The sequence below is a fragment of the Lactobacillus leichmannii genome, assembly GCF_024701915.1.
GTDB lineage: Bacteria > Bacillota > Bacilli > Lactobacillales > Lactobacillaceae > Lactobacillus > Lactobacillus delbrueckii.
Map to the genome: position 1 here is coordinate 59324 of NZ_QOCY01000057.1, position 14526 is coordinate 73849.

At 45.9% G+C, this 14526-nt stretch carries 16 protein-coding genes; 13 read left to right on the forward strand and 3 right to left on the reverse strand.

Translation table 11 applies throughout. The features are described from left to right. Positions 1 to 5: 5 nt before the first annotated feature. The 7 genes from DS743_RS09115 to DS743_RS09145 all read left to right on the forward strand — a co-directional run bounded on the left by DS743_RS09115 (position 6) and on the right by DS743_RS09145 (position 7953). Entirely contained in the window at positions 6 to 923 is a 918-nt protein-coding gene (locus tag DS743_RS09115) for a phospholipase D family protein (RefSeq protein ID WP_051977336.1), read from the forward strand. Positions 924 to 1109: 186 nt separating this feature from the next. Beyond that, positions 1110 to 2165, forward strand: a complete 1056-nt coding sequence (gene dcm / locus DS743_RS09120) for a DNA (cytosine-5-)-methyltransferase (protein ID WP_231520475.1) — start codon at positions 1110 to 1112, stop codon at positions 2163 to 2165. A gap of 138 nt (positions 2166 to 2303) precedes the next feature. After that, positions 2304 to 2513, forward strand: a complete 210-nt coding sequence (locus tag DS743_RS09125) for a helix-turn-helix domain-containing protein (RefSeq protein ID WP_003618281.1) — start codon at positions 2304 to 2306, stop codon at positions 2511 to 2513. 4 nt (positions 2514 to 2517) lie between these two features. Then, positions 2518 to 3522 (forward strand): DNA cytosine methyltransferase, encoded by a 1005-nt coding sequence (locus DS743_RS09130; RefSeq protein WP_181406079.1) that lies wholly within the window; start codon positions 2518 to 2520, stop codon positions 3520 to 3522. A 67-nt stretch (positions 3523 to 3589) separates the two neighbouring features. Then, the gene (locus tag DS743_RS09135; protein WP_231128269.1) at positions 3590 to 5011 is read left to right on the forward strand and encodes a DNA cytosine methyltransferase; all 1422 of its coding nucleotides are present in this window, start codon (positions 3590 to 3592) and stop codon (positions 5009 to 5011) included. 10 nt (positions 5012 to 5021) lie between these two features. Then, positions 5022 to 6704 (forward strand): McrB family protein, encoded by a 1683-nt coding sequence (locus DS743_RS09140; protein ID WP_072544149.1) that lies wholly within the window; start codon positions 5022 to 5024, stop codon positions 6702 to 6704. Next, the gene (locus DS743_RS09145) at positions 6685 to 7953 is read left to right on the forward strand and encodes an LlaJI family restriction endonuclease (RefSeq protein WP_035185615.1); all 1269 of its coding nucleotides are present in this window, start codon (positions 6685 to 6687) and stop codon (positions 7951 to 7953) included. Before DS743_RS09140 ends, DS743_RS09145 begins: the two co-directional genes overlap by 20 nt. Before the next feature lie 66 nt (positions 7954 to 8019). On the opposite strand, the gene pepC is transcribed toward DS743_RS09145, so the two are convergent. Both pepC and DS743_RS09155 read right to left on the reverse strand, forming a co-directional pair. After that, positions 8020 to 9369 (reverse strand): aminopeptidase C, encoded by a 1350-nt coding sequence (pepC, locus tag DS743_RS09150; protein ID WP_141372493.1) that lies wholly within the window; start codon positions 9367 to 9369, stop codon positions 8020 to 8022. 89 nt (positions 9370 to 9458) lie between these two features. Then, entirely contained in the window at positions 9459 to 9746 is a 288-nt protein-coding gene (locus tag DS743_RS09155; protein WP_035185613.1) for a hypothetical protein, read from the reverse strand. 105 nt (positions 9747 to 9851) lie between these two features. On the opposite strand from DS743_RS09155, the gene DS743_RS09160 reads away from it, so the two are divergent. The 6 genes from DS743_RS09160 (at position 9852) to DS743_RS09185 (ending at position 14106) form a co-directional block, all read left to right on the forward strand. Continuing rightward, on the forward strand, positions 9852 to 10406 hold the full coding sequence (locus DS743_RS09160; RefSeq protein ID WP_035185611.1) for a dCTP deaminase/dUTPase family protein: 555 nt from the start codon (positions 9852 to 9854) through the stop codon (positions 10404 to 10406). Further along, positions 10406 to 11782, forward strand: a complete 1377-nt coding sequence (gene radA, locus DS743_RS09165) for a DNA repair protein RadA (protein WP_141372491.1) — start codon at positions 10406 to 10408, stop codon at positions 11780 to 11782. Before DS743_RS09160 ends, radA begins: the two co-directional genes overlap by 1 nt. Positions 11783 to 11892: 110 nt before the next feature. Continuing rightward, entirely contained in the window at positions 11893 to 12840 is a 948-nt protein-coding gene (locus tag DS743_RS09170) for a glycosyltransferase family 8 protein (protein WP_003612526.1), read from the forward strand. Between the two features lie 165 nt (positions 12841 to 13005). Further along, on the forward strand, positions 13006 to 13155 hold the full coding sequence (locus tag DS743_RS09175) for a hypothetical protein (RefSeq protein ID WP_181406078.1): 150 nt from the start codon (positions 13006 to 13008) through the stop codon (positions 13153 to 13155). After that, positions 13116 to 13421 carry an EAL domain-containing protein gene (locus DS743_RS09180; protein WP_269322946.1) on the forward strand — a complete coding sequence of 102 codons (306 nt, stop codon included), beginning with the start codon at positions 13116 to 13118 and terminating at the stop codon, positions 13419 to 13421. Before DS743_RS09175 ends, DS743_RS09180 begins: the two co-directional genes overlap by 40 nt. Continuing rightward, positions 13378 to 14106 carry an EAL domain-containing protein gene (locus DS743_RS09185; protein WP_258945824.1) on the forward strand — a complete coding sequence of 243 codons (729 nt, stop codon included), beginning with the start codon at positions 13378 to 13380 and terminating at the stop codon, positions 14104 to 14106. The genes DS743_RS09180 and DS743_RS09185 overlap by 44 nt, the downstream gene beginning before the upstream one ends. 91 nt (positions 14107 to 14197) lie before the next feature. Here the strand turns inward: DS743_RS09185 and DS743_RS09190 are convergent. Continuing rightward, on the reverse strand, positions 14198 to 14526 hold a 329-nt coding region (locus DS743_RS09190), incomplete at its 5' end, for a hypothetical protein (RefSeq protein ID WP_258945825.1).

The following is a 14526-nucleotide window of genomic DNA, read 5'->3' on the forward strand; positions in this document are numbered from 1 at the left end:
AAAAGATGCTGATCAATCAAGATCTTTACAATCAGATCATTAGAAAGAACGCCAATAAGTTCTCTAATTTAAGGGTTATAACTGGCTATTCTTCAGCTAAATTTTTAGCAGATCTCCATCGAGAGTTTCCTAAGTTAAAGATGACGGTTTATATCGGGATGGCCGAAGATGGTGGTGTTAACAAAGATGATCACCAAGGATATTGTGACTTGTCCAAGGATCCAAATCTGGAAGTATACTATCACGTAGAGAAGCCGGGTGATCATCGCAAGATTATCGATTTTTCCAATCAAGATGGTGAGCATGCTTCTTATATCGGTTCCGCTAACTTCAGTTCCAATGGCCTAACTTCACAAACGGAGATTATGACTGAAGTGACGGATGATCTGGATGACTTGTTTTTGTCAGCAAAAGAGCAGTGCTTGCTTTGTACAGACAGCCAGGTTACTAAATACGTTACTTTGATAGATTCATCATCTACTGATAAGAAGTCAGTAGATGATGAAGCAATCGATTACGACTCAGAGCTCTTTTTGAAAATGAGTGATACACAAAAATATGATGGCAGCGTTTCTGTATCCTTGCTTTTCGATAAGTATGATTATGACCATACAGGAATTAATGCGGCAAAGCCTTACGTAACAATCCCGCAGCCAATCGCTTGCGTTATTCCCGAAAATAAAATCTTTTCTCTGACAATTGGAAATAAACGTTATCATGGCATGCGGCAAGATGATCTTGGCCGTAAAATCGTGTTAACCGATGGTGATTGGTTTGAAATTGCGGCAAAATACTTAAAGCTGAATAGTAAGCCAGTCAAAAGAAAAGAATTGGAAAACAAACGATGCACAAATCTCTTGTTTATTCCAAAGGCGGAGGATATGTATGAGGTTAGGTTCATAGAAGAGGATAAGGAGGTGTAAGCCATTATTAAATTAATCGAAACGTTTAGTGGCATTGGCGCGCAAGCACAGGCACTAGACAACATTAACGCGGATTATTCCGTTGTAGCCACCGCTGACTGGGAAGTAGGGGCGATTTACGCTTACGATATTTTGCATAATGGCAAGCAAGACCTGTCTAAATACCGCCACCATACAAAGGACTCTTTGATTGATATTTTGTCGCGATTTAATTTGTCTAGTGACGGGAAGCATCCCCTCAGCCAAAATGGCTTGAAGATTATGCCAACATGGCAGCTTAAGACATTGCTAGCGGCGATTGTCAGATCTAACAATTTTATCGACATCACCTCTGTTCATGCTAAGAACCTTCCTGAAGGAAATGTACTAACTTACTCTTTTCCTTGCCAGGACCTATCAATCGCCAGGCACTGGCATCACAATACTGGCGGGATCGACAGAGATGCCAATAACCGAAGTTCTCTGCTTTGGCAGATAGAGCGGCTTTTAAAAGAATATGTGGTAATCGATAAGGAGCTGCCACAGTTCTTACTGATGGAAAATGTTAGTGCTATCCTATCTAAAAAGAACATCAGCAATTTTGAAGAATGGTGCGGCGTACTGGAAGATTTAGGCTATGTAAATCAAGTGTACACGCTTGATTCAAGAAACTTTGGGGTACCGCAATCTAGAACCAGAACTTACATGCTGAGCGTAAGGGCAACTACCAAGGCGCAAAAGGAAAGGGTAAAGAGATTCTTTAAAGACAATAACTTGGAAAAGGTTGAGCGTGCTCCAGAAGAAATTAATCCGATTGGCGATTACTTGAGATTGGATTATTCTGTGGAAAAATACCGGAGAGAAGCGATAGAAAGCACACCGAACTTTACCGACTCCAGACAGAGAATCTACAGAAACAGCAAGATTTTAGCTGTGGGCAGCCAGCCGCAAGACCAAATGGTTGCAAGTACAGTTACTACCAAGCAAGATCGGGATCCTAATTCGGGGATTGTGGATTATGGCAATAAACCGTTAACCGCGGTAAATACCCATTATCGCAATTTGACCCCAAGAGAGTGCTTCTTGCTAATGGGCTTTAAAGAAGCGGATTACGATACTCTGATGGAGAATAACCGTGAAGTCAGAGAAGGAAGCAGGCTACTAAACAATTCTGAGCTGATAAAGCTAGCAGGAAACAGCATTGTTGTTCCTGTTCTGGAAGCAATCTTTAAGCAGGTTGAAGAACTGCAGAGAATGATTTAAAGATAGAGCAAAAAGACAAAGTTTAACGACTTTGCCTTTTTAATTTGCAAACATATGTGCTTTTTTAAAGGAGATGTGGTAAGATAGATTCACATATAAAGAAAAAAATTCTACTTTTGTAGAACTATGGAGGACAAAATGGCTTTTTCTTACCGAAAACTGTGGGTCGTTGCCGCAAAGCACGGTTTAAACAAGACTCAGCTTAGAGACCAAGCAGGAATCAGCAATGGCTGCCTGGCCAAGCTAAGCAAGAATCAGCCTGTAAGCATGGAGACCATGGGCAAGATCTGTGAAAGTCTTGATTGCAATATAGGTGATATTGTCGACTACGTAAAAGGAGACGAGTAATTTTATGGAGAGAACTTCAGAAAAGAGCAATGGCTTGACGGTGGCCAGTTTGTTTTCAGGCATTGGCGGGCTGGACTTGGGTTTCATGTACTCGGGCTACAATCTTGTATGGGCCAATGATTTTGAGAAGAATGCGGTTGATGTTTACAAGGAAAACGTCGATGAGCGGATCGTCCTAGGCGACATTACTGAGATCTATGAGCAAGTACCGGAAACCGATGTGCTGATTGGTGGATTTCCTTGTCAGCCATTTAGCATGATGGGGAAGCAGAAGGGGTTTGATGACGAAAGAGGGACTCTGTTCTTTACCATTCAGCGGATAATTGAACTGCATGAGCAGCAGCCAAAAATCTTGGTCTTGGAGAACGTTAAGAACTTGCTTAGCCACGATCATGGCCGGACTTTCAAGAAGATGAAGTCGATTCTTGAAGACTTGGGTTATATTGTTCATGCCAAGGTTTTGAATACCAGTGACTATGGTCTCCCGCAAAACAGGCGGCGGGTATTTGTTGTGGCCTTTTTGAGAGATGAGTTTGGGGATGCCGCCTATGAGTACAATTATCCAGAACCAGTAAAGCTGAACAAGACGGTTTATGACTTGCTTGACGAAGATGTGGATAAGAAGTATTTCCTGTCTTACAAGATTTTGCCGACGATTATTGCTAATGGCAGTGGCAATTATCACTCCAAGTCTGAAATTGGCTTAGAAGTGGCCAGACCTTTGACGGCGACAATGCACAAGATGCACCGGGCAAACCAGGACAACTACTACGAAGACTTTGACAACAGAGCGAAGTTTACGGATACCCCGGAAAGACCGATTTCTTCTGTAAGAAGGCTTACTCCTAATGAATGTCGCAAGCTCCAAGGCTTTCCTAGCGACTGGAAATACGTTACTTCAGACACCCAGGCTTACAAGCAGTTTGGCAACGCGGTTTCAGTCAATGTGTCTTACGCGGTGGCCCAGTCAATCAACGAATTTTTGAGGAAAATAAACTATCATGGCTGATAACGTTAAGTATTTAAGTAGCAATATCTTCAATCTTGAGATTTTTACTAAAAAAGAAGTTGTTAGCATGATCGAGAATCTGGTTAAGACGATCGATCTGCTTTTGCCGGAAGCTGATCCAGAGGCTAGCGACGAGCATGTTGCCGAAATGCTGTATAGCTTTGGATTGACTGATTCCACGCGGGACCTTAAGCAATTGAAGGCTCTGACTGGCAAAACATTGTATGATCATTTGCTTGAGAGCATGAAGAAGATCTCAAAAGAGGATGTTTTTGCTAACAGATATTTAAGAAAGTACTCCAAAGAATACAGGGAAATCGAGTCAACTGATTTAGCCCAACTAGCTAAGCCAACTCTGGTCGACCTTTTCTGCGGATCGGGTGGTCTGTCATTAGGCTTAGCGCAAAGTGGCTTTAGAGTTATTTTTGCCAATGATATTGAAAAGGCAGCCCTGCAGTCTTATAGCTTCAACCACCCGGAAATTCCAGGTGACCAGATAACCATGGGCGGGATTGAAAACATCTCCTCCCATATCAACGATTACGTGAATGAAGAGGTGGATATGGTTGCCGGCGGGCCGCCATGCCAAGGTTTTTCAGAAGCTAACCGGCAACGCTTGATCGATGATCCAAGAAACAAACTCTACAAGTACTACGTAGAATCAGTTACAGCATTGCAGCCCAAAGTTTTTGTCATGGAAAACGTAAAGGGGATGCTGAAGGTTGCTTGTCAAGTTCTGGAAGACTTTAATAATTCAGCTTCTCACTATGATATTTACTACAAGGTTTTGAATGCCCGGAATTTTGGCGTTCCACAAAATAGAGAACGGCTGATTTACATTGGCATCAGAAAAGATATTGCTGACCACTACAAAACTAGTGCTGAAGAAGTGATGAATCAGATTTTGAACAAGTCCGGCAAGCAAAGCGACAGGCCATTAAGTGAAGCACTGGCAGGCTTAAGGCCGCTAGAGGCATCAAGAGTAAAGAACAATCCACAGCTGGAAAATGAAAAGATCGGCTATCTTATCGACAAAGAAGAAGCAGTTTATGGCAGCAAGTACTTGCAATTGATCAATCCAGATGGACAGGGAAATATTGTCTTTAACCACAAGTCACGCTATAACAATGACCGTGATATTGAGATTTACGGAAGAATGGAGCCTGGTGACCGCTCGGACAGCCCAAAGATTGCTGACATCATGCCGTATACTTCCAGAAAAGATATTTTTAAAGATAAGTATTTCAAGCTGATCCCTAGTGTGCCGTGCAAAACTATTACTGCCCACATGAAGTTTGACTGCAACATGTACATCCATCCTAGCCAAGCAAGAGGGCTGACGCCTAGAGAAGCAGCGAGAATTCAGTCATATCCTGATGACTTCTTCTTCCAAGGGTCATTTACCAAAACCTACCAGCAGATCGGCAATAGCGTTCCACCTCTTTTGGCGAGAGCGATCGGCCAAGAATTAATCAAGTTTACTAAGTAAAGAGGAAAAAATGAGCAGTTCAGATAAAGTAAGAGACTTCGAAGAGTATTTTCAACAGGTGGCGGCTAAAGTAAAAGAAATTTCTGGCTTGAACTTGTCCAGTGATAAGTACGACGCCGTTTTTACGAAGAGCCTGCGTACGACCAATTTGCTGAATAAGCAAGGCAGCACTAGTAAGCAGTCGCATATCGCGATAACTGGGAAATCACGGGACATTTTTCCATATATCGACATCGCATCATACACTGACGTTGATGGTGATAACGCGTTTAAGTCCTTTTATGTCTTGAAAGTAAAAATGACTTTCTACCTCAGCAACTTTAAGTACGCGAAAGCCCCATCAGTGGATATCTTTGCCGGGAAATCATCTGTAGACGCGGGTGTATCAGTTAAGCTGAGCCGGCCAAACAATGGTCCGCAAATAGAACTGGGTAACACTACTCAGTCTGATGAAAACTCCAGAGTTTTTAGGGAGCTTTTTGATGAGGGAGACGTGTTAGTGCTCTTAAAGAGAAAAGAACAGCTTCATTATGACGCCTTCATTTTGCGCAAAGATGATGTTGGTGACCTGCCGATCGATTGCATTGGCATGCTGAAAGGCAAGACAGTTACGACACCGGTTGATGAAGACAGTTTTGAATTTCCTAGCCAAGTTGGCCAAGATATCCCCAAGGCAGTAACTGGTGGTAAAAATGTGATTTTCTATGGTGCGCCAGGAACGGGGAAATCATATGGTATCAAATACTTTATTAGGGAAAACGGCCTGCCGGATTATGATCCGAAAGTTGGCAATCCCCTGGTTTTCCGTGTCACTCTGCACCCAGAATACGACTATTCTGATCTTGTTGGTCAACTGAGGCCAAGCGTCAAGGAAAATGACAGGGTTACTTATGAGCTTGCTCCAGGTGTCTTTACCAGCGCCTTGAAGAAGGCGGTTGAGAATCCTGACAAACATGTCTTTTTGATTATGGAAGAAATGAGCCGGTCGAACGTGGCAGCGGTATTCGGAGATTTGTTCCAGCTGCTTGACCGTGACTCAACTGGACGTAGCCAATATAGCATTAATAACGAATTGCTGGCCAACAAAGTCTTTGGGATTGGGCCAGACCAGGCCAACGATTTCCCAGTCTTTCTGCCATCCAATCTGACGATAATCGGGACAGTTAACACTAATGACCAAAACGTCTTTGTCATGGATACGGCCTTTAAGCGCCGTTTCCTCTGGAAGTATGTTTCCACTAATATCGATCTTGCGCACTTTACCAACAACGCCAAGATTGAAATCGCAACTGACTACTCGATTGACTGGGCTGTTTTTTACCAAAGCTTGAACCACTTTATTGTGGCTGATTTAGGGCTGGCAGAAGACAAGCAGATTGGGCCATACTTTATCAATTTCCAAGATGAAGGTAAGGTCGATGAAAATGGTCAGCCGATATTGGTAGACAAGAAGCAGGCAACCGAGCTGGTCAGAGACAAGCTGTTGCAGTATCTTTGGGAAGATGTTGCCAAGGTTGCGCAAAACACCTTTGTCGACAAGAAGATTTTTGATGACCAAAAGATTTCTTGTTTCGCTGACCTTTATGATAAATTTGGCCATGAGCAGGTTTTCTCTAAAGAGTTTGTTGACGAATTAGGAATCAAAGCTGCCAAGGTAAAGAAGGAAGCCGATTTTGAACACGCTGAAAATTGATGTCGTTAAAGACGGCCAGCCTCTTTCAGCCAAATTGTGTCAGTACTATGGTCTGGATGGCCGGGATTTTAAAATTAGCTATGACGCGGCTGCAGGCAGAAATTTGGCTTTTGCCAATTTTGTCGGAATCGTCAGAAAAGGCGATAGACTTTTGGCATCTCTGCCAAAGCATTACGCGGATATTGAGCAGTTTTCTGACTTGAGCTACCGGGACAAGGTTGGAGAAATCAAACTGATAATGAGCTCAGTCTTGGAATACAATTTGAGTTCGGAATACCGGACTTATGCCAAAAGTGAGGACCTTGAAAGCAATTTTTCCTTGTCATCGTTTTACCGGATCTATGACTACTACCAGACATATGGTCTTTATCATGAAGACAATCAGCGGATTACCAAGGGATACAAGGGAAATATCTCTTGGAAGAAGACGATCAAGAAGTCGCATAAACTGATTGGTGGTGGGAATTTGATTTTCACCCCATTCTATGTCAGAAAACATCAGAACAACGAAAATCTAATCACTCAAGCGATGGTCTTTGCCATCAATTACACTGTACAGCTGTTTGGTGATTTTTTGGATCTGCCAAGTAATTCTAGGATTGCCAGCCGCGGCATCGACAACGTATTTTTGGCAAACGCTGATAAGATTATCGGCCAGTTGAACGTGCTACAGTCGCGTATTTTTAAAGATGCTGACAAAGCTTTGGTGATGAACTTGATTATTTTCTTAAGAGAGGCAAATACTGGCTCATTTGAGACGAAGTACATCAAGCAGTATGATTATGCTAACCTGTGGGAAAAGGCGGTTGAGAAGTACTTAAACGGGCATTTCGCGGGTCTTAATCAAGATGGTCAGCAACTGCTAGTTGGAACTGAACATAGTAGTGACGAAGGGATGCGGTTTGCCAAATTATCCGATAATGGATACAACCTGGCGCATCCTGGTTGGCGACTGGAACCGGACCATTATTGGCTGGATAAAAGTACTGGTACTCAATATATTTTTGACTCAAAATACTACACCAAGCTGACAGACTTGAATCACAAACAGCTGGTTTATCACTTCTTGTTTAGAAAACGGGCTGCGAGAACGGTGGATGCCTTGATCATGCCAGAAGAAGGGGGGACGCGGACGGAAAAATACGTGGACCTCAATAATGACTGGCTGCCAAAAGCAGATCAAAACATCGCTATTTTGCTGACGCATTTGAATGCCAAAGACGTGATTCAATGTTTTGTTCAACACTAAATTTCCATACATACCAAAAAACGAGTTGCGCGATGCAACTCGTTTTTTCATATCTATTCAAATCTATTAGAAGTCGAAAGCCAAAGCGCCCATTGGGTCCCATGGCAGAAGTTCGATTGGGTTTTCCTTGCCTTCGTCGTAAGCCTTCTTAACATCTTCTGGCAGGAAGGCCTTGTTCAAAACAGCCTGGTAAACGAATTGGTCGAACCATTCGTCGCTCATGACGAAGTAGCCCTTGAAGCCTGGCTTGTCACCCCATGAGTTTTCGATCTTCCACTTAGTTGGCTTGTCGTCAACCAGGTCAACGGCAGTGATAACCATGGCGTGGTTCATCATGCTTTCGCCTGAGTCCAAGCGGTCAGCCTTGCTCATTGAGAAGTCGTAGTCAAAAAGCTGGTCTCTTTGGTAGATCTTAGTGTCCAAAAGCCCGGCTTCCCGGTCACCGCCCTTGGAAACGTCTGAACCAAACCAAACAACTTCGCCTTGCTTCAATTGGTTGATGATCAGTTCCTTGAACTTGGACAGTTCCAGGTTGAGGTGGCGGACTTGCCGGCCGCCAACCACGTTGCCCAGGTATTCAACTGAGAAGACCTTGTTGTATGGCTTGTCAGCAGTAGGCCCGTTGATAACTGAGATGTAGTTTTCCAGGTCCCAGCCAACGTACTTCTTGAAGAAGTCTTGCGGGGTGATGTCCTTGTCGATGTGGTAGTTGCCGTCATCGTCAGTGTATTCAAAGTTGAAGCTCTTTGGCGGCAGGCCCAGTGAAGTAGCCAGCATGCGGAAGATAGCGTCCAAAAGTTCAGCCTTGTGCGCCTCTACTTCTTCTGCGCTCTTGCCTTCGTTGACCAAAGCCCGCAGTTCCAAACCGCCCTTGCGGAGCATGGTGTTCAAAGTGTCATTCAAAGCGCGGGAGTTTTCTGAGTTAGCAGTTTCCGGGTAAACCTTCTTCGGCACGATCCCGTACTTTTCAATCAAGCCGCAGAGCATGTCCCATTGCCCGCCGTCTGATTGTGGAGTGGCAAAGAGGAAGGAGACCTTCCGGTCGCCCAGTGGCTTGTCAGCTGAGCCGATCACGTTTTCAAAGAAGAAGTTTGACTTTTCAAATTTGTCCCAGAAGAAGGTGTAGCTCTGTGACAATTCAAAGCCCTTCAGCTTGAATTCCTTTTGGATTGAGTGACGCATGGTGTTCAAAGCACTGAACATCCAGCAGCGGCCTGACAGCTTTTGGTTGGTAACTGAACCAGTGTCGATTTCCACTGAGAAGGTCGGATCCAGGTCCACCTTGCTTTGGGTGCTTTGGCTGGCCTTGAAGATCCCGTTGGTTTGGGCAGCGTTGGCAGCTACCCCGTAAGCTGGGTGCTTGCTCAAGTTGCTGGTGAAGTTTTCGATCGTGTCAAAGCTGATTTCTTTTGACATCCTATTGCCTCCTGTTTCTCTTTTTTCTTTTTAAAAAACTGTCTAAGCTCATTTTAGCCCATAAAAACAAGGCCGTCTATCAAAGCAGCTTAATTTGTTGGTTTCCCGGCCCAAATGTTCGTCAATTCCCCGTGCTTTTGACAATAAGCGATCACTTGCGGGTCTAAAGGCCAAACTTTTAAGCCCGTCTCCTGGCAAAGCTTTTCTACTTGCTTCATTACTTGGTCTAAAGTTCCTTCTGGTGCCCCCGGCCCGATAAAAAGCTGGTTCATGGCCCAAACCGGCCCGCTTTTTCTCTTGATCAAGAGGAGGGGACTTTTGGCAACTAACTGACCGTCAGCCTTGATTTCAATGACTTTTTCTCTTTCTTCTGGCATAGCTTTTCCTTTCAAAGCAGCAAATATTTTGCGGTCCTTGCCTTTTCCTTTGCTGTCTTAACTAGTGTAAAATAGATGTCTAGATAATTAAAGGAGCAAAAAAACATGAACAGAGTAAGAGGCTTTGAAGTAGTTAAGAACTATGAAGGACAAGGCTTGACCCTGCCCCGCCGGCAGACTTTGGCCAGCGCCGGCTATGATATCGAAGCTGCCCGCGACATCACCATCCCCAGCATCTGGAGCTTGAACTTCGTCAGGATCTTCCGCTTGATCAGAAACGGCCATGACTTGATCGAAAGCGACTTTTTGCAGGCTGAAGAAGTCTTGAAGCCGATCTTAGTCCCAACTGGCATCAAGGCCTACATGCCAGAAGACGAGGTCCTGATCCTGGCCAACCGGTCCTCCAACACTTTCAAGCGCAACCTGTCCTTGCCAAACGGGATCGGTGTCATCGACAGCGACTACTACAACAACCCCAACAATGAAGGGGAGATCTTCGTCCAAGTCTTGAACTATGGCGTCCGTCCCCTCAAGATCAAAAAGGGTGAACGGATCGCCCAGGGTATCTTTATTAAGTACCTCAAAACTGATGACGACCAGCCAATCGAAAGCCAGCGCTTAAGCGGCTTTGGCTCAACCGGCAAGAAGGGCGGCAAGTAATGGCCAGAGCTAGAACCCAGTATAAGTGCCGGTCTTGCGGCTACATCTCCGCTTCTTACCTGGGCCGGTGCCCGAACTGCGGGGCCTGGAACCAGTTTGAAAAAGAAAGCCAGGAGGTCCGCCAGACTTCTACTAAAGCTACCCCCAGCCGCCTGATGGCCAGCGTGGGTGCTAAAGAAGCCGTTAAAATGTCCACCGTCAAGGCGGAAAAAGAAGGGCGGGTCTTAACCAAGTCCTCTGAACTTAACCGGGTCTTAGGCGGCGGGATCGTACCAGGCTCTTTGGTCTTGATTGGCGGGGACCCCGGCATCGGCAAGTCCACTTTGATGCTGCAGATCATGAGCGAGCTGGCCGAAAAATACCAGGTCCTCTACGTCTCCGGGGAAGAATCTGCCAGCCAGATCAAGCTGCGGGCTGACCGGCTCGGCCTGGGCCAAAGCCCCATGCTTTTATACCCGGAAAGCAACATGGAACATATCCGCGACCAGATCGACGACGTTAAGCCAGATTTTGTCGTGATCGACTCCATCCAGACCATGAATGAACCCAGCCTGGACTCCATGGTGGGATCAGCTTCCCAGGTCCGGGAAGTTACCGCCGAATTGATGAAGATCGCCAAGCTGGACCAGGTCACTGTCTTTGTCATCGGCCACGTGACCAAGGAAGGGTCCATCGCCGGGCCGAAAATCCTGGAGCACATGGTTGACACCGTCCTTTACTTTGAAGGTGACGAGCACCATGCCTACCGGATTCTGCACTCAGTCAAGAACCGTTTTGGGGCGGCCAACGAAATCGGCATGTTTGAAATGAAGACCGAAGGCCTGGCAGAAGTGACCAATCCTTCCGCGGTCTTCTTAGATGAACGCCTGCCCGACTCAACTGGGTCAGCCGTGGTCGTTTCTTTAGAAGGCACCCGGCCGATCTTGGGCGAAATCCAGGCCCTGGTCACCCCAACCGCCTTCGGCTATGCCAAGCGGACTACTTCGGGCCTGGACTACAACCGGGTCTCCCTGCTTTTAGCCGTTTTGGAAAAAAGGGGGAACCTAATGCTGCAGAACCAGGACGCCTATTTATCAGCGACCGGCGGCATCCGCTTAAACGAACCGGCCATTGACCTGGCCATCGCCATGGCCATTGCCTCCAGTTACTATGACAAGGAAATCTCCGCGACTGACTGCTTTGTTGGGGAAATCGGCCTGACCGGGGAAGTCCGCCGGGTCAACCAGATCCAGGCCCGAGTCAAGGAAGCCGGCAAGGTTGGCTTCAAGCGGATTTTTATCCCGAAATACAATATGAACCCGGCCTTGCAGGATTTGGGGATTGAGGTAATCCCGGTCTCCAGCGTCCGCCAGGCCCTCCACTACCTTTTCTCATAGAGAAAACGAATGTAATATTTCATACGATTTGCACTTTTCTCTTGCTAAAATGCTGGTAAGAACTACAATGTAGTATATTGATTGAGGATAGATGGAAAGGAAAAATATTAATGACAGTTCCAGTATTTTATTCAATCAGTGACGACTTCACCCCATACGCGGCTGTCTCACTGCACTCTTTAGTCAAGCATGCTGACCCAAAGCGTGACTACACGGTAACCTTTTTGCACCAGGGCTTAAGCCGGGACCATGAAAAGGCCCTGGCCGCTTATAACAGAGACAATGTCCACATTAAGTTCTACGAGATGTCCGACGAACTCCTCAAGCCAATCCAGGACCGGAAGGAGAACTACTTGCGGGGCGACTTCTTTGCCATGTCCATTTTCTACCGCCTCTTTATCCCGGACCTCTTCCCGGAATACGACAAGGTAGTCTACATCGACAGTGACACGGTCTTAAATGACGACATCGCCAAGCTTTATGACCATGACTTAGGCAATAATCTCCTGGGTGCCTGCACCGACACTTCCATCCAGTTCGTGGAAAAGATGCTCCGCTATATCAAGGAAGTCTTGGCTCTGGATCCGAAGGAATACATCAATTCAGGGATGCTGGTCATGAACGCCAAGGCCTTCAGAGAGGAAAACTTCGTTGACAAGTTCTTCAGCCTCTTGGGCCGCTACCACTTTGACTGCATCGCCCCGGACCAGGACTACCTAAATGAAATCTGCTCCGGCCGGATCAAGTACCTGGACGGCCGCTGGGACGCCATGCCAAACGAAAATACCGCGGCCTTGGAAAATCCTGGCCTTATCCACTACAATCTCTTCTTTAAGCCTTGGCGCTTTAGCGGGATCCAGTATGAAGACTACTTCTGGACCAACGCCGAAGAAACCATCTTTGCGGATGAACTGAAGGCAGAACTGGCCAAGACGACCGATGAAGAAAGGGACACCGAATACCACAAGCTGGATCACATGCTGGGCAAGCTGGACATGACCCTGCAGGATCCCCACAACTGGGCCCGGGTTAAGGAAAATGAGCAGGTAACTTTATAATTCACAAGAAGAGCTTTCCAAAATTCGTTTTTGGAAGGCTTTTTTAGTAATTTCTATGTTTATGATCCAGAACCAGGTGACTGGGAGCGCAGATCATCCGCCTGTACACCCGATTAAAGCGCCTGCCTTTAGCCAGCCAGCTCCGGGTGCGGGTCCACTTCGGCCATGCAGGAAAAGGAAGAATTAAAGCGGTACTTGATCGACCACCTGGATGAAGCTATTGAAAAGCACTACCTGCAGGTTTACTACCAACCAGTCATCCGGTCAAGGGATTCTTGTCACCGGATGACTTTATTCCCCTCTTTGAAGAGATGAACTTGTCCTACAAGGTTGACCGTTACGTCATCCAAGAAGGTACCCAGGGCCTGCGCGGGCGTATCGACAAGGGAGAAAAGCTCGTGCCAGTTTCCATCAACTTGTCCCGCGCAGACTTCCAGATGATGGATTCTTTGACCGAATTAAACCAGGCCATGCGGAAAAATGGCTTGCGCTGGTCCCTAGTCCGCGTGGAAATCACCGAAAGTGCCTTATCTAAGGATGTTGCCGGCGGCCATTCACAACTTCCGCCAGGCCGGTTATGAAGTCTGGATGGACGACTTTGGTAGCGGCTATTCTTTCTTAAACTATCTCAAGAATTTTGAATTCGATGAGATCAAGCTGGATATGATCTTCATGAAGGACTTTGACGAAGCTTCAAAGAAGATCTTAACCGCCTGCGTGAAGATGGCCAAGGACCTGGGAATCCATACTTTGGCTGAGGGGGTTGAAACTAAGCAGAAGTTGGACTTCTTGCAGTCGATTGGCTGCGAGCGGATCCAGGGCTTTTACTACAGCAAGCCCTTGCCAACCGGTGAGTTTGCCAAGCTGGTGGCTGAAAAGGGGATCGAAATTGAGAACTGGCAGCAGAGCAAGTTCTACCAGTGTGTTGGCCTGGTGGACTTGGCCAGCGACAAGCCGACCTGCCTGGCCTTAGACGATGGCAGCCATTTCCGCTTGCTTTATGTCAACGAAGAATTTCAGAAAGAAGTCAAGCGGGCACCGGCAGTCTTTAAGCAGATCGTTAATGAATGGAACAAGCCGGAATCAGAAATTGCCAAGCGGCTGCAGGCCTTTGCCAAAAAGGTTGACCAGGGTGAGGCAAGCTACTTTGACTTTAAGCAAACCGAGCAATATCTCCGCCTTAGTGCCCAGCAAATTGCCAGACACGAAAATTACCAGATACTCCTGATCAACGCCAGCGACATCACCGTGCAATACCTAAAATAAGCAAGAAGCAGTCATTTGGCTGCTCCTTTTTTTACTTTCAACCCGTAAAAAAGTTGAAAAAACAAAAAATTTCAAAAAACTTTTTATGCATTTAACCTAGAAAAGGCATAAAATCCGAACGATTTTTCCGAAAAAGCAATTTTTCCAAAAGTGCGCGAGGATTTTGAAAAATAAAAAAGGAAACAACCTTTACAACACCTCCTGGCGTTTGGCAGAAAAGACAATTAAAAGGCAAAAGTTGACGAAAAAGAAAAAACAAGGTAAAGTAGTAAATGTCTTCAAGGCAAGCAAGAAGCGCTTTCGTAAAGAAAGGCAATTGAAGGCAAAAAGAAAATATCGAAAACTTGTTGACAAGAATCAAACAAGCGAGTAAGATATAAAACGTTGCGTCACTAAGACGCAAGTTGGTACTTTGAAAAC

Bases quoted from the DNA above. Each gene is read 5' to 3' on its own strand.
- DS743_RS09115 (WP_051977336.1), top strand. From the start codon at position 6: ATGCTGATCAATCAAGATCTTTACAATCAGATCATTAGAAAGAACGCC.
- DS743_RS09125 (WP_003618281.1), top strand. From the start codon at position 2,304: ATGGCTTTTTCTTACCGAAAACTGTGGGTCGTTGCCGCAAAGCACGGT.
- DS743_RS09130 (WP_181406079.1), top strand. From the start codon at position 2,518: ATGGAGAGAACTTCAGAAAAGAGCAATGGCTTGACGGTGGCCAGTTTG.
- DS743_RS09135 (WP_231128269.1), top strand. From the start codon at position 3,590: ATGATCGAGAATCTGGTTAAGACGATCGATCTGCTTTTGCCGGAAGCT.
- DS743_RS09140 (WP_072544149.1), top strand. From the start codon at position 5,022: ATGAGCAGTTCAGATAAAGTAAGAGACTTCGAAGAGTATTTTCAACAG.
- pepC (WP_141372493.1), bottom strand. From the start codon at position 9,369: ATGTCAAAAGAAATCAGCTTTGACACGATCGAAAACTTCACCAGCAAC.
- DS743_RS09155 (WP_035185613.1), bottom strand. From the start codon at position 9,746: ATGCCAGAAGAAAGAGAAAAAGTCATTGAAATCAAGGCTGACGGTCAG.
- DS743_RS09160 (WP_035185611.1), top strand. From the start codon at position 9,852: ATGAACAGAGTAAGAGGCTTTGAAGTAGTTAAGAACTATGAAGGACAA.
- radA (WP_141372491.1), top strand. From the start codon at position 10,406: ATGGCCAGAGCTAGAACCCAGTATAAGTGCCGGTCTTGCGGCTACATC.
- DS743_RS09170 (WP_003612526.1), top strand. From the start codon at position 11,893: ATGACAGTTCCAGTATTTTATTCAATCAGTGACGACTTCACCCCATAC.
- DS743_RS09175 (WP_181406078.1), top strand. From the start codon at position 13,006: ATGCAGGAAAAGGAAGAATTAAAGCGGTACTTGATCGACCACCTGGAT.
- DS743_RS09185 (WP_258945824.1), top strand. From the start codon at position 13,378: ATGTTGCCGGCGGCCATTCACAACTTCCGCCAGGCCGGTTATGAAGTC.